Source organism: Cupriavidus sp. YAF13, from assembly GCF_052113425.1.
Lineage (GTDB): Bacteria > Pseudomonadota > Gammaproteobacteria > Burkholderiales > Burkholderiaceae > Cupriavidus.
Genome location: NZ_JBFRDD010000014.1, coordinates 1 through 14,081 on the forward strand (window position 1 = coordinate 1; position 14,081 = coordinate 14,081).

The window sequence follows — 14,081 nt, forward strand, 5'->3', positions numbered from 1 at the left end:
TCGGGGCCGCAGGCTTGGCCTGCACTAGGCCGGATATAAGTCTGCAACCAACCCTGATCGAGCATCGCGTGACGTTTACCTAGCAAACCGGGGCGCGTTCATATAAGTGACCGGCAGCCCCCGCAGGGGGATGTCGTATGGCCCTTGGGCGCAAAAACCAACGCCGCTCAAAGCAACAGCGGCCAACCCCGCCGGAGGGATGTCGTATGGCCCTTGGGTACAAAAACCAACACCGCAAAAAACTGCGACAACCCCCAAAGCCAACCAATCCTCATCCCCCCACCGCCAAAACCCGATCCGCAGCCAATATCAGCCGGCTGATCGGGCTGGCCCCGGTATGACGGGGTTAGAATCCACCTTTATTTTTCCTACGCAGCGGAGTCCACGTGCTGGCTGAACAGCGGCAAAAATTCATCCTCGACCAGCTCGCCGCCAGCGGCGCGCTGGCCATCAGCGAGCTGGTCACCGAGCTGGATGTCTCGCGCGAGACCATCCGGCGCGACCTCAACGCGCTGGCGGCGCGCGGCCTGCTGATTCTCACGCACGGCGGCGCGCTCACGCCCGAGCGGGCCGAGCCGGATGCCCAGACCCGCGCCGCGGTCAATGCCGAGGGCAAGCGCGCCATCGGCATGCGCGCGGCGGAGCTGGTGCCCGATGGCGCCTCGCTGATCATCGACTACGGCACCACCACCCACACCGTGGCGCAGGCGCTGCATGGTCATCACAACCTGCTGGTCTACACCAATGATTTCGCCATCGCCCTGCTGCTGGGGCGGCGCAATGGCAATCGGGTGGTGATGCTCGGTGGCGAGCTGCAGGACAACGAGGACGCCACCCACGGCTGGGACACCATCGAGCAACTGTCGCGCTACCACGCGGACTTTGCCTTTATCGGCACCGGCGGCATTACCGCCGACGGCCAGATGAGCGATTTCTCGCGTGCCGCCGCCGAGCTGCGCAGCCGCATGCTGCAAGCGGCGAGCGTGGCCTGCGTGGTGGCGGACCACACCAAGTTTGGCCGCAATGCCGGGGTGCTGGTGAAGCATTTCGAGAAGGCGGCTTACGTGATTTCCGATATGGCGCCCGAGCCCGCGCTGGCCGCGGCGCTGAAGGAGCGCGGGCCGGTGTTGCGCATCGCCTGAGCGTGGCAAAGGCGGCGTCAGCCGAGGCTGGCCGCAATAGCCAGGGCCGTCGCCTCCAACGCGTCCAGCGCGATGGGCGCATGGGGAAAGCGCCTGCGGCGGCGGCGTCCCGCGATGTCATAGTCAATGCCATAGCCATCCACGCCAAGCACGCGTACGCCGCCCGGCGCGGCGAGGGACACCGCTTGCACGATCCCGGCCTCGATGCCTGGCGGCACCTGCGGCAAGGCATCCCACGCCGATTGCCCAATCCAGCCCATCCGGCCGACGCCGGCGATAAACCGTATGGCGCTCGGATGGATGCGGAAGAACTGGAAATCCAGCGCCAGCAATGGCTCGGCAGCTGGCGCATAGCGCAGGTAACGCGCCAGCTCGTCGGCATTCGGCTCGATGCGGGCCGCATCGCCCACCAGCGTCAGGCGCGGGGCGTTCTGCACGTCCGCGGCGCCGGGCTGCAGCACCGACAGGCTCACTCTCGCATCGGCAAGGAGGTTCCGCGTGTGCTCGGCCAATGCGCTGACGCAGATCACGGGCGCGCTGGCCGCATCGGCCACGAACGGCACCACGGTGGCGTAGGGGTAGCCGGGCAGGGCGCAAGCATGCGTGGCCAGGGTGCCGTAGGCCGCTTCGTGGAGCAGGCTGACAACTTGATCGATCGGGACTTCCACGTTCTTGCCCCCATGTCTGTGCACGATCCGAGGATTGTACGGCGTGCTCAGGCCCGGCTTCGAGGCCGCCAGCCGCTGCTCGGTGGTCGCTGATCGCACAAAAATACAAGCAAGCAGCCTTTATATGTCTGCTGGTCAAAGGTGTTGTGCCTGTGTTGCCACCCACGTCAAATGCTAAGCTTCGCCCTTGACGATACATTCAACCTCGATCTTGAATGTATTGACATGACCCGGTGGCCGTCGCCGCATCGCCGCCGGGCTCGCCGCGGTTGCGCCGCCCCGGACCATCCGGGCAGCGCCGTGGCATCCCTCGGCACGCCTGCCGGACAGGTATCCGCGGCGGCCGTCTTCTGCCAAGCACCAGCACATCGAAACAAAGAGACACTTGTGACATCTGCCTCCCTTGAAACATTCCTGGCCGGCGTTGCCCGGCGCGACCCCGACCAGCCCGAGTTCCTCCAGGCCGTGAAGGAAGTCATGATGACGCTCTGGCCCTTCGTCGAGCAGCATCCGCGCTACGGCGAACAGGCCTTGCTGGAGCGGCTGGTGGAACCCGAGCGCGTGATCCAGTTCCGCGTGGCATGGACCGACGACCGCGGCCAGGTGCAGGTCAACCGGGGCTTTCGCGTGCAGCACAGCTCCGCCATCGGCCCCTACAAGGGCGGCATGCGCCTGCATCCCACGGTCAATCTCTCGGTATTGAAGTTCCTGGGCTTCGAGCAGACGCTGAAGAATGCGCTGACCACGCTGCCCATGGGCGGCGGCAAGGGCGGCTCGGACTTCGATCCCAAGGGCAAGTCCGACGGCGAGGTGATGCGCTTTTGCCAGGCGCTGATGACCGAGCTCTACCGCCACCTCGGCCCGGACACCGACGTGCCCGCCGGCGATATCGGCGTGGGCGCGCGGGAAGTCGGTTTCATGGCCGGCATGATGAAAAAGCTGTCCAACAGCTCCGCCAGCGTCTTCACCGGCAAGGGCATGGCCTTCGGGGGCAGCCTGATGCGGCCCGAAGCCACCGGCTACGGCACGGTGTATTTCGCGCAGGAGATGCTGCACCGCCGCGGACGCGATTTCAGCGGCCTGCGTGTGCTGCTGTCCGGCTCGGGCAACGTGGCCCAGTATGCCGCCGAGAAGGCGATCGAACTGGGCGCCAAGGTGCTAACGGTCTCCGACTCCGGTGGCGTGCTGCATTACCCCAAGGGCATGAACAGCGAACAATTGACGGCCTTGATGGCTTTCAAGAACGAGGCGCGCGGCCGCCTGGCCGATTTCGCCGCCGAGCAAGACCTGCACTTCGAAGCCGGCCGCACGCCCTGGCACGTGCCGGCGGACGTGGCGCTGCCCTGCGCCACGCAAAACGAGCTGGACGGCAATGACGCCGAACGCTTGCTGGCCAATGGCGTGTTCTGCGTGGCCGAAGGCGCCAACATGCCTTCCACGCTGGACGCCGTGGACCGCTTCCTGGCCGCGCGCATCCTCTACGCGCCGGGCAAGGCCAGCAATGCCGGCGGCGTCGCCACCTCGGGGCTGGAAATGTCGCAGAACGCCATGCGCATGTCCTGGCACCATGCCGAGGTCGACGAGAAGCTGCACGCGATCATGAAGGACATCCACGGCAACTGCATCCACTACGGCCAGAAAGCCGACGGGTTCATCAACTACGTCGAAGGCGCGAACGTGGCCGGGTTTGTGAAGGTCGCGGACGCGATGCTGGCGCAGGGCGTGGTTTGATAGCGGGCGCATAGCCGGCTCAAGCACGTTGGCCGGCGCCTTGGTCTTCTGACCAGGCCGCCGGCGCCCAAGCGGCATAGCGGGACGGCGACGACGCCATCCCGCTATTTTTTTAGGTATTTGCCGCCCACGGCGCTGCCGGGCGTTGTTTGCCGCCGACACTCCGGCGGTTGCGTGGGAATACCTGAGTGCAGGCATGGAGACCGCGTTGAATCCCCGCTTTTGAGGGGTATTAATTCTGCGACCCGCGCGGGTGCCCGATTTGCGGGAAAGCGCCTTGCCGCGAGCCAATATTCTGTAATACGGGCCCGCAGAAAAAACCTGCGGCAGCCGCGATCTTGCCCGTCTGTCATATGTACGAGTGCCATGTTCATCGCATAGACTACCGGCTTAAAACATAAAAACAGCGGTGAATCGGGTGTCCTCCAACCAATTCCACTTCATCTCGGGCTTGCCCCGGTCAGGGTCAACCTTGCTGTCCGCGCTGCTGCTGCAGAATCCCCGGTTCCATGCCGGAATGACGAGCCCGGTGGGGACACTGTTCAATGCCGTGCTGGCGCAATGCAGCGCCGGCAGCGAATTCGGGCCCGTGATCGCCCAGGACCAGCGCCGCCGGCTGCTGCGTGGCCTGTTCGATAGCTATTACGCAGACAAGGCAAGCAAAGGCGTGGTGTTCGACACCAATCGCAACTGGTGCGCACGCATGCCCGCGCTGCAGGATCTGTTTCCCAACGCCAGGGTGATTGCCTGCGTGCGCAATGTCGCCTGGGTCATGGACAGCCTTGAGCGTTTGTATCGCGCCAATCCGTATGAAAACACCAAGCTGTTTTCCGATGACGCTGAACGCAGCACCGTCTATAGCCGGGTCGATACCCTGGCGCAGCGCAATCGCCTGGTTGGCTTTGCGTGGGCCGCGCTCAAGGAAGCCTATTACGGCGAGAACGCCGGTTCCCTGCTGCTGGTCGATTACGATTTGCTCAGCCAAGCGCCCGACAAGGTAATGCGCCTGGTTTATGACTTTATCGGCGAGCCCTGGTTTGAGCACGATTTCAATAACGTGCAATACGACGCGCCAGAGTTCGATCAGTCCTTGGGCGTGTCCGGCCTGCACCAGGTGAAATCCAAAGTGGCAAAGCAAGCTCGGCGCAGCATCCTGCCGCCGGACCTGTTCGAGAAGTACGCCGCGCTGTCGTTCTGGGAGGACGGCAGCAAAAGCGCGGCCAATGTCATCCGCGCAAAGCTCGAATAGCGCGATTAGCGCGATTAGCGCGATTAGCGCGATTGATTCGATTGACGCGTTTAGTTCGACGAACAAGGGCTGGCACTCGCTGGCCGATTTCAGAATACCGACCAGAAAATTGCAGCCCGCCGCACGCCACCTGAGCCGTGCCCGGCGCGGGTGCGCGAGGAGAGCGATATGTGGTGGACCCGGAAGCAGAAGGTAGAGGGCGCGGTTGCAATCCCGGCCCGGCCCGCAAAGCCGTCCAGCCCGCTCTCCTCGTCGCTGATCATGGCGCTGGAGCCCCGCATCATGTTCGACGGCGCCGCGGTCGCCACGGCGGCGGCTGCGGCGGCGCACCCGGCAGGCGATGGCCATGGCGCGCCGGCGGACAGCCACGCAGCGGATAGCCACCCCACGGATAGCCATGTGGCGCCGGCCGCAGCGCCAGCCACTCCCCAGCCTGCGGACGCCGCCGGCCATGCTCCCGCGCCCGCCGAAGCCGGTGCCCCGTCTTCGCCGGGTCCGGCGCCGTCCGGGCACAACGTGCTGTTCGTGGATAGCCGGGTGGACGACAGCGCGAGCCTGCTGGCCGGTGTCGCGCCCGGCACCGAAATCGTCTACCTGAACCGCAACGCGGACGGCCTGGCCCAGATGGCCGACTACCTGTCGGCCCATCCCGGCGCCAAGTCCGTCCAGATCATCGCGCACGGCGAGGCTGGCGACCTGTGGCTTGGCAATACCTATTTGTCCGGCGACAACGTTGGCAACTACGCCAGCAGCCTGGCCAGGATCGGTAGCGGCATCCAGAGCGGGGGCGACATCCTGATCTATGCCTGCAGCACCGCGCAAGGCGCGGCCGGCCTGTCGTTCATCGACTCGCTGGCCGCGCTGACGGGCCGCGATATTGCCGCCTCGGACAACCGCACCGGCGCGGGCAGCGACTGGAACCTGGAAATCTCCACCGGCCAGATCGAAGCCACCTCGGTGCTGTCGGCCAGCGCGGAATCCGCCTATGCGCATGACCTGGCGCTGCTCACCGTGACGAACGCCGCAGATGCCGGTGCCGGCACGTTGCGCAGCGCGATCGCCTCGGCGCAGGCGGGTGACACCATCACCTTCAGCACCGGGATGACGATCAACCTGTCGACCATCACGTCGGGCAATTCGCTGCTGGTGATCAGCAAGAACCTCACCATCGATGGCGACATCAATCACGACGGCATCGCCGACGTCACGCTCGATGGACAATACAAAGGCCGCGTGCTGCAAATCACCTCCGGCTCGACCGTCGGGCTGGAGGGGCTGGTGATCGAACATGGCCTGGTTTCGGGCAATGGCGGGGCCGGCGGGGTAGCTGCAACCGCCGCGCAAGGTGGCGGCATCTACAACGCCGGGACGCTGACTCTGACGGATGTCACCGTCACGGCCAATGCGGCTTCCGGCGGCGGAGGTGGCGGTGGTGTGACCGCCCCCTATGCTGGCGGCGCTGTTGGCGGCGGCGGCGGCGGCGGTGGCGGCATGCTCGGCACTGGCGGTGGGGCGGGGGGCGCGGCTGGCTTCGGAACAGGTTCCTATGCCGGTACGTCAGGCAATGCCGGCGTTGGGGGCAACGGAGGCACTTACAACCCGAGCTTCATGGGAGGCCATGGCGGCACTACAACTGGCGGTGCGGGGGGCACGGGCGTTGCAAGCTATTCGAACGGCGGCAACGGAGGGACTGCCACCAACGGCTCCATCTCGATCGGCGGCGGCGGCGGCGGCAGTGGGTGGGATGCCACCGGGGGCGCCGGTGGCAGCGCGGCGGGTGGCATCTTCAACGCGACTGGCGCAACCCTCAATGTGGTTGGCAACTCGATCATCAGCAACAACCTGGGCGCGGGTGGTGGCGGTGGCGGTGGGGCTGGCGCGGGAAGCGGGAGCAACGCGAACGGCGGTGCAGGTGGCCTGGGTGTGGGCGCCATATGGAACCAGGGCACCGTGCACATCACGGCTTCGGCCTATGCGGCGATAACCGGCAACGCAGGCGGAAGCGGGACGGGTGGCCCGGCACTCGGCGGCGGGGCTGCCGGTATCAGCCCAGCGGCCGTTGGCAAGATCTACAACGACACCGGCGGTATCCTCGACAAGACCTACGTCCCGAACGCCGCCCCCGTTGCCACCACTAGCGGCGGCACGACCGCGTTCACCGAAGGCAACAACGTCGCCAGCACGCCGGTGGTGGTCGATAGCGGCGTCACATTCAGCGATGCGGACAACACCACGTTCGCCAGCGGCAAGGTGGCGATTACCAGCAATTTCCGCATCGGCGAAGACGTGCTGGCCTTCACCAACAACCCCGCCACCATGGGCAATATCTTGGCGAGCTACAACGGCGCGACCGGGGTGATGACCCTGACCTCGGCCGGTGCCACCGCCACGACGGCCCAGTGGCAAGCGGCGCTGCGCTCGGTCACGTACACCGATACCTCGGACACGCCGTTCACAAGCAACCGCACCATCACCTTTACCGTCAATGACGGCACGTCCGATAGCAATGCCGCGGCCAAGACGGTCAGCGTTGCCGCGGTCGACGACTCGCCCATTGCAACGGCCAGCGGCGGCACCACCGCGTTCACCGAGGGCAACAACGTCACCAGCACGCCGGTTGCCGTCGATGGCGGCTTCACGGTCAGCGATGCGGACAACGCCACGCTGGCCAGCGCGACCGTCGCCATTACCAGTAACTTCCAAGTTGGTGAGGACGTGCTGGCCTTCACCAACAACCCCGCCACCATGGGCAATATCTCGGCGAGCTACAACAGCGCGACCGGGGTGATGACCCTGACGTCGGCCGGCGCGAGCGCCACGACGGCGCAGTGGCAAGCGGCGCTGCGCTCGGTCACCTACACCGATAGCTCGGACGCGCCGAACACCGGCAACCGCACCATCAGCTTCACCGTCAATGACGGCACGGCCAATAGCAATACGGTCACGAAGACGGTCAGCGTTGCCGCGGTCGATGACACGCCGGTGGCGACCACCAGCGGTGGCAACACCGCGTTCACCGAGGGCAACAACGTCGCGAGCACACCGGTTGCCATCGATGGCGGCTTCACGATCAGCGATGCGGACAACACCACGCTCGCCAGCGCCACCGTTGCCATTACCGGCAACTTCCAAGGTAGCGAGGACGTGCTGGCCTTCACCAACAACCCCGCCACCATGGGCAATATCACGGCGAGCTACAACGGCGCGACCGGGGTGATGACCCTGACCTCGGCCGGCGCGAGCGCCACGACGGCCCAGTGGCAAGCGGCGCTGCGCTCGGTCACCTACACCGATAGCTCGGACACGCCGATCACCAGCAACCGCACCATCAGCTTTACCGTCAATGACGGCACGGCCAATGGCAATACCGCGACCAAGGTCGTTACCGTCGCGGCCGTCGATGACTCGCCCATTGCCACCGGTTCCGGCGGCACCACCGCGTTCACCGAAGGCAACAACGTTGCCAGCACGCCGGTTGTCATCGATGGCGGCTTCACGGTCAGCGACCTGGACAACACCACGCTCGCCAGTGCCACTGTTGCCATTACCGGCAACTTCCAAGGTAGCGAGGACGTGCTGGCCTTCACCAGCAACCCCGCCACCACGGGCAATATCACGGCGAGCTACAACAGCGGGACCGGGGTGCTGACCCTGACCTCGGCCGGCGCGAGCGCCACGACGGCGCAGTGGCAAGCGGCGCTGCGCTCGGTCACCTACACCGATAGCTCGGACACGCCGAGCACCGGCAGCCGCACCATCAGCTTTACCGTCAATGACGGCACGGCCAATAGCAATACGGTCACCAAGACGGTCAGCGTTGCCGCGGTTGACGACACGCCCATTGCAACGGCCAGCGGCGGCACCACCGCGTTCACCGAGGGCAACAACGTCACCAGCACGCCGGTTGCCATCGATGGCGGCTTCACGGTCAGCGATGCGGACAACACTACGCTGGCCAGCGCTACCGTCGCCATTACCGGGAACTTCCAAGGCAGTGAGGACGTCCTGGCCTTCACCAACAACCCCGCCACCATGGGCAATATCACGGCGAGCTACAACAGCGCGACCGGGGTGATGACCTTGACCTCGTCGGGCGCGAGCGCCACGACGGCGCAGTGGCAAGCGGCGCTGCGCTCGGTCACCTACACCGATAGCTCGGACACGCCGAGCACCGGCAACCGCACCATCAGCTTCACCGTCAATGACGGCACGGCTGATAGCAATACGGTCACCAAGACGGTCAGCGTGACCGCGGTCGACGACTCGCCCATCGCAACGGCCAGCGGCGGCACCACCGTGTTCACCGAGGGCAACAACGTTGCCAGCACGCCGGTTGCCATCGATGGCGGCTTCACGGTCAGCGACCTGGACAACACCACGCTCGCCAGCGCCACCGTGTCGATTACCGGCAATTTCCGCGCCGGCGAGGATGTGCTGGCGTTCACCAACGACGGCGCCACCATGGGCAATATCACGGCGAGCTACAACAGCGGGACCGGGGTGATGACCCTGACGTCGTCCGGCGCGAGCGCCACGACGGCACAGTGGCAAGCGGCGCTGCGATCCGTTACGTACACGGATACGTCGGACCTGCCGAATACCAGCAACCGCACCATCAGCTTCACGGTCAACGATGGCACGACCGACAGTGCCGCCGCCACCAAGCTGGTCAGCGTGGATGCCGTCAATGACAATCCGGTCAACGCCGTTCCAGTGGCCCAGAGTGTCGATCAGAACAGCGCGCTGATATTCAGCGCCGGCAACGGCAACCTGATCTCGGTCAGCGATGTCGATTCCGCCGGCGGCGCCGAACAAGTGACGCTGACGGCAACCAACGGCGTGATCACGCTCGCCGGCACGTCGGGCCTGACCTTTATTGGCGGCTCCGGTGCGGGTGACGCCACCATGACATTCAGGGGGACGCTGGCGGACATCAACGCCGCATTGAATGGCCTTGCCTATACGCCTACGCCCGGTTATCACGGCGCAGGCAGTATCCAGATCACCACCAATGACCTGGGGCTGACGGGCTCCGGCGGCGCCAAGACGGCTACCGATACCATCGCGATCACCGTCAACAGCATCAATCCCGTCGTCACCAACGTCGATGCCCTCACCGCCAACGGCACTTACAAGGCTGGCGATACGGTCAGCGTGGTGGTGACGTTCGACCAGGCGGTGACCGTCGACACCACGGGCGGCACGCCGACCCTGCTGCTGGAAACCGGCGCGGTGGACCGCAATGCCACCTACGTCTCGGGCTCCGGCACCAATACGCTCACGTTCCGCTATACCGTGCAGGCCGGCGACAGCAGCGCCGATCTCGATGTGGCATCGCCGGCCGCGCTGGCATTGAACGGCGGCGTGATCACCAACAGCAGCAGCGACGCCGCGGTACTGACCCTGCCCGCCGTGGGCGGCGCCCATTCGATGGGCGGCCAGCATGACATCGTGGTCGATGGCATCGCGCCGACCGTGGCGACCGTCAGCGTGCCGGCCAACGGTACCTACATCGCAGGCCAGAACCTCGATTTCACCGTCAACTACAGCGAGGCCGTGGTGGTGGACACCACCGGTGGCACACCGCGCATCGCCGTGACGCTGGACACCGGTGGCACCGTCTACGCCAGCTACGTGTCCGGCTCCGGCACCAGCGCCCTGACATTCCGCCTGACCGTGGCGAGCGGCCAGCGCGACAGCAATGGCGTGGCCGTTGCCTCCGCGCTGGATCTCCACGGCGGCACGGTGCGCGATGTCGCCGGCAATGACGCGGTGACCACGCTGAACAGCGTGGCACCCACCGCCGGGGTGCTGGTCGATGCCGTGGCGCCGTCAGCGGTAGCGGTCATCGCCGCGGACCCGATGCCGACCGCGGGCAACGCCGTCCACTTCACGGTGACCTTCAGCGAGAACGTCACCGGCGTGGATGTGAGCGATTTCGTCTTGTCGGGCACCGGCACGGCCGCTGGCCAGGTTGCCTCGGTGACGCAGGTCGATGGGCATACCTATAGCGTGGTGGTGAACAACGTGACCGGCGACGGCCAGCTGGGCCTGGACCTGAAGGCCAGCGGCACCGGCATTACCGATGTGGCAGGCAACGCCATTGCCGGCGGCCTGGCCGGCCAGCGCTACGTGGTCGATCACACCGCCCCGGTGGTGCTCGGCGTGAGCGCGCCGGCCGGTGGCGACTACAACGCTGGCAAGGTGCTTGATTTCACGGTGAGCCTGTCCGAGAACACGGTGATCGATACCACCCGGGGCACGCCGCGCCTGGCGCTCGATGTCGGTGGCCAGACCGTCTACGCCGATTACGTGTCCGGGAGCGGGACCACCGCGCTGACCTTCCGCTATATCGTTGCGGCTGGCCAGAATGACGCCAACGGCATCACCGTGACCGCCTTGCAGGCCAATGGTGGCACGATGCGCGACAGTGCCGGCAATGCGATCGATGTGTCCCTGCACGGCGTGGCGGATACGCGGGCCGTGACGGTGGACACCACGCCGCCCACGGCCGTGGGCATCGCGCGCGTGGATGCATCGCCCACCTCGGGCCGCGCGGTGAGCTATACCGTGACGTTCGCCGAAGGCGTCACCGGCGTGGATGCCGCCGACTTCGTGCTGACCCGGACCGGCTCCGCAACGGGCGTCATCAGCGGCGTTACCCAGGTCGATGCGCGGACCTATACCGTGCTTGTCACCGGTCTCGGCGGCTCCGGGCAGATTGGCCTGACGCTCAATGCAAGCGGCACCGGCATTGCCGACCGCGCGGGCAACACGCTCGCGGCGGGCGCGAGCGGCGATCCGTATGAAGTGCGCTCGACCGTCCACTTGACGACGCCGGCCGCGCCGGCGCCGGTGCCCGTGCCGGGGCTGGCACCGCTGGCGCCAGTGCCATCGGCGCCGCTGATCACGCTGACCGCGCTCGACTCGGCGCCTGGCGTCGACGCGCCGACGCTCAACCCGGCCGGCAACGGCAACGGCACCGGCTTCAGCGCCGACGCCGTTGGCAGGAACCCGTTCAATGCGGATCCGCTTTCGGCCGGCAGCCTGAGCTATGCGCTGCAGGCGCCGGAAGGGCGCATGAACCTGGTCGACGTTGGTGGCGCCGGCAGCATTGGCCTGCAGGCCATGCCGGAGATCGGCAGTTTCTCGGCGCGGGCGGGCGAGGCGATCAGCATCGCGCTGCCGGCTTCCCTCTTCCGAGCGAGCGACCGCGAAGCCACGGTGACGGTGGAGGTGCGCCTGGCCAACGGGCGCCCGCTGCCGCCGTGGCTCAAGTTCGATCCGGTGACCGGCACGCTGGCCGGCAAGCCGCCGCAAGGCATGAACCAGCAACTCCAGATCGAAGTCACCGCACGGGACAGCAAGGGCAATCGCGCCAGCAGCCATCTGGACCTGAACGTGAAGGCGTCGGCCGACTCGCGCGCTGGCCTGGAGCAAGCGGGCACGCTCGCACAGGGGGACGGCAGCCATGCCGATCCGCTGGCCGCCATCCTGCAATCCGCCGCGTTGCAGCCAGCCGGCAAACCGGCGCTGGCGGTGCAGTTCGATCAGTTTGGCCGGCCCGCGCAACAGGCCGCCAATGCGGCTTTGCTGCACCACCTGCAAATGAGCCGGCAGCCGGTCATGCACGCAGCAACGCAGTCTGAAAGCCAGCCGGAGCAGGCCTAGGCCGGTAGCGAATCACGTCATGACTCACTATAAAACGCAGCAACCCCGGAAAGAGGAAAATCCGTTGTCGAACGCTATCTCTCGCCTGGTCCAACCCGGACCCAAACGGCTGGTCTGCGTGTTGGCCGCCGCCGCGATGCTGGGCGGCTGTGCCATTCAGCCCGTCGCCACCACCCTGGCCGAGCGCCAGGCCGAGCTGCCTGAACAACGCCAGGCGATGTTCCAGAACCAGGAGGCGCTGGCCGGCCCGGTCACGCTGGAAGAGGCCATGGCGCGCGCGCTGAAGTACAACCTCGACGGCCGGCTCAAGCTGATGGAAGAAGCCATGGCGCAGCGCCAGCTCGACCTGTCGCGCTGGGACATGCTGCCCCGCCTGACGGCCGACGCCGGTTACGCCTGGCGCAGCAACGAACTCGCCTCGTCTTCCAGGGATGTGGTCACCGGGCAGCAGTCCCTGGTGCCGTCGACCTCGTCCGAGCGCTCGCACTATAACGGCAACCTGAACCTGTCGTGGAACGTGCTGGACTTCGGCGTCAGCTACTACACCGCGCGCCAGCAGGCCGACCGTGTGCTGGTGATGAGCGAGCGCCGCCGCAAGGTGGTTCACCTGATGATGCAGCAGGTCAGGCAAGCCTATTGGCAAGCCGTGGGCGCGCAGCAGCTCGAAGCCAAGGTGGAGCCTATCCTCAAGCTGACGCAAGCGGCGCTGGACGACTCCCTGCGCATCGAGAAGGAGAGGCTGCAGTCACCGCTGGAAACGCTGAATTACCAGCGCCAGCTGCTCGACATCCTGCGCCAGCTCGAAGCCGTGCGCGACGAGCTTGCGCAAGCCAAGCCGCGCCTGGCCTCGATCATGAACGTGCCGCCGGGCGACGACTACACGCTGGCCGCGCCAGCGGGCTTCAGCCTGCCCAAGCTGCCGGTGGCCGCCGACAAGATGGAAGAAACCGCCCTCGTCAACCGGCCGGAACTGGTCGAGGCCGGCTACAACGAGCGCATTGGCCTGGATGAAACCAAGAAGGCCCTCGCCAAGCTGCTGCCGGGCGTGACCTTCCAGCTGGGCGCGAACTTCGACACCGACAACTTCCTGGTGAACAACGCCTGGAACAACATCGGCCTGCGCATGAGCTGGAACCTGCTCAACCTGCTCAACGCCGGCAACATCCGTGCCGCCGCCGATGCGCAGTATGAAGTCGCCAAGCAGCAGCGCCTGGCGCTGAACATGGCGGTGCTGACCCAGGTGCACGTGGCATATCGCGGCTACATCGGCTACAAGCGTGCCTTCGAGTTGTCCGGCAAGATGAACGACGTCGATCAGCGCATCCTGACGCATACGCAGAATGCCACCCGTTCCGATGCGACCGGCAAGCTGGCCGAGATTCGCGCGGGCGCCAGCGCGGTGATGTCCGAGCTGCGGCTGTATCAAGCCTACGGCGCGCTGCAGAATGCCTCTGGCCAGATGATGGCAACATTGGGCCTGGACCCGTTGCCGACCGCGGTCGGCGGCTACGACCTGCCGACCTTGCGCGCGGCCATCGCCGAGCACGAGAAGACCCTGATAGAGCCGCCCAAGGAAGCCCAGTAACCAGGCAATCGAGTAATCGAGCAAGCCGTTCATCC

Annotated in this window: 6 protein-coding genes; 5 read left to right on the forward strand and 1 reads right to left on the reverse strand. The window is 66.1% G+C overall.

Annotated features, from left to right (window positions below):
- The first annotated feature begins 386 nt into the window (after positions 1-386).
- Positions 387-1,142, forward strand: coding sequence for a DeoR/GlpR family DNA-binding transcription regulator (locus tag AB4061_RS13640; RefSeq protein WP_441634527.1), 756 nt, complete (start codon positions 387-389; stop codon positions 1,140-1,142).
- A 17-nt stretch (positions 1,143-1,159) separates the two neighbouring features.
- On the opposite strand, the gene AB4061_RS13645 is transcribed toward AB4061_RS13640, so the two are convergent.
- The gene (locus tag AB4061_RS13645; RefSeq protein WP_441634529.1) at positions 1,160-1,909 is read right to left on the reverse strand and encodes a HugZ family pyridoxamine 5'-phosphate oxidase; all 750 of its coding nucleotides are present in this window, start codon (positions 1,907-1,909) and stop codon (positions 1,160-1,162) included.
- A 288-nt stretch (positions 1,910-2,197) separates the two neighbouring features.
- Between AB4061_RS13645 and gdhA the strand changes: the two genes are divergently transcribed.
- From gdhA to AB4061_RS13665, 4 genes are all read left to right on the forward strand, one after another.
- On the forward strand, positions 2,198-3,541 hold the full coding sequence (gdhA, locus tag AB4061_RS13650) for an NADP-specific glutamate dehydrogenase (RefSeq protein ID WP_150986983.1): 1,344 nt from the start codon (positions 2,198-2,200) through the stop codon (positions 3,539-3,541).
- 418 nt (positions 3,542-3,959) lie between these two features.
- A complete protein-coding gene (locus tag AB4061_RS13655; protein WP_441634531.1) occupies positions 3,960-4,790 on the forward strand; it encodes a sulfotransferase family protein in 831 nt (276 codons plus the stop codon).
- A 168-nt stretch (positions 4,791-4,958) separates the two neighbouring features.
- Positions 4,959-12,461 carry a DUF4347 domain-containing protein gene (locus tag AB4061_RS13660; RefSeq protein WP_441634533.1) on the forward strand — a complete coding sequence of 2,501 codons (7,503 nt, stop codon included), beginning with the start codon at positions 4,959-4,961 and terminating at the stop codon, positions 12,459-12,461.
- Between the two features lie 64 nt (positions 12,462-12,525).
- Positions 12,526-14,046: a TolC family protein gene (locus AB4061_RS13665; protein ID WP_441634535.1), complete on the forward strand. Its 1,521-nt coding sequence runs from the start codon at positions 12,526-12,528 to the stop codon at positions 14,044-14,046.
- The last annotated feature ends 35 nt before the right edge of the window (positions 14,047-14,081 follow it).

Bases quoted from the DNA above. Each gene is read 5' to 3' on its own strand.
- AB4061_RS13660 (WP_441634533.1), top strand. From the start codon at position 4,959: ATGTGGTGGACCCGGAAGCAGAAGGTAGAGGGCGCGGTTGCAATCCCG.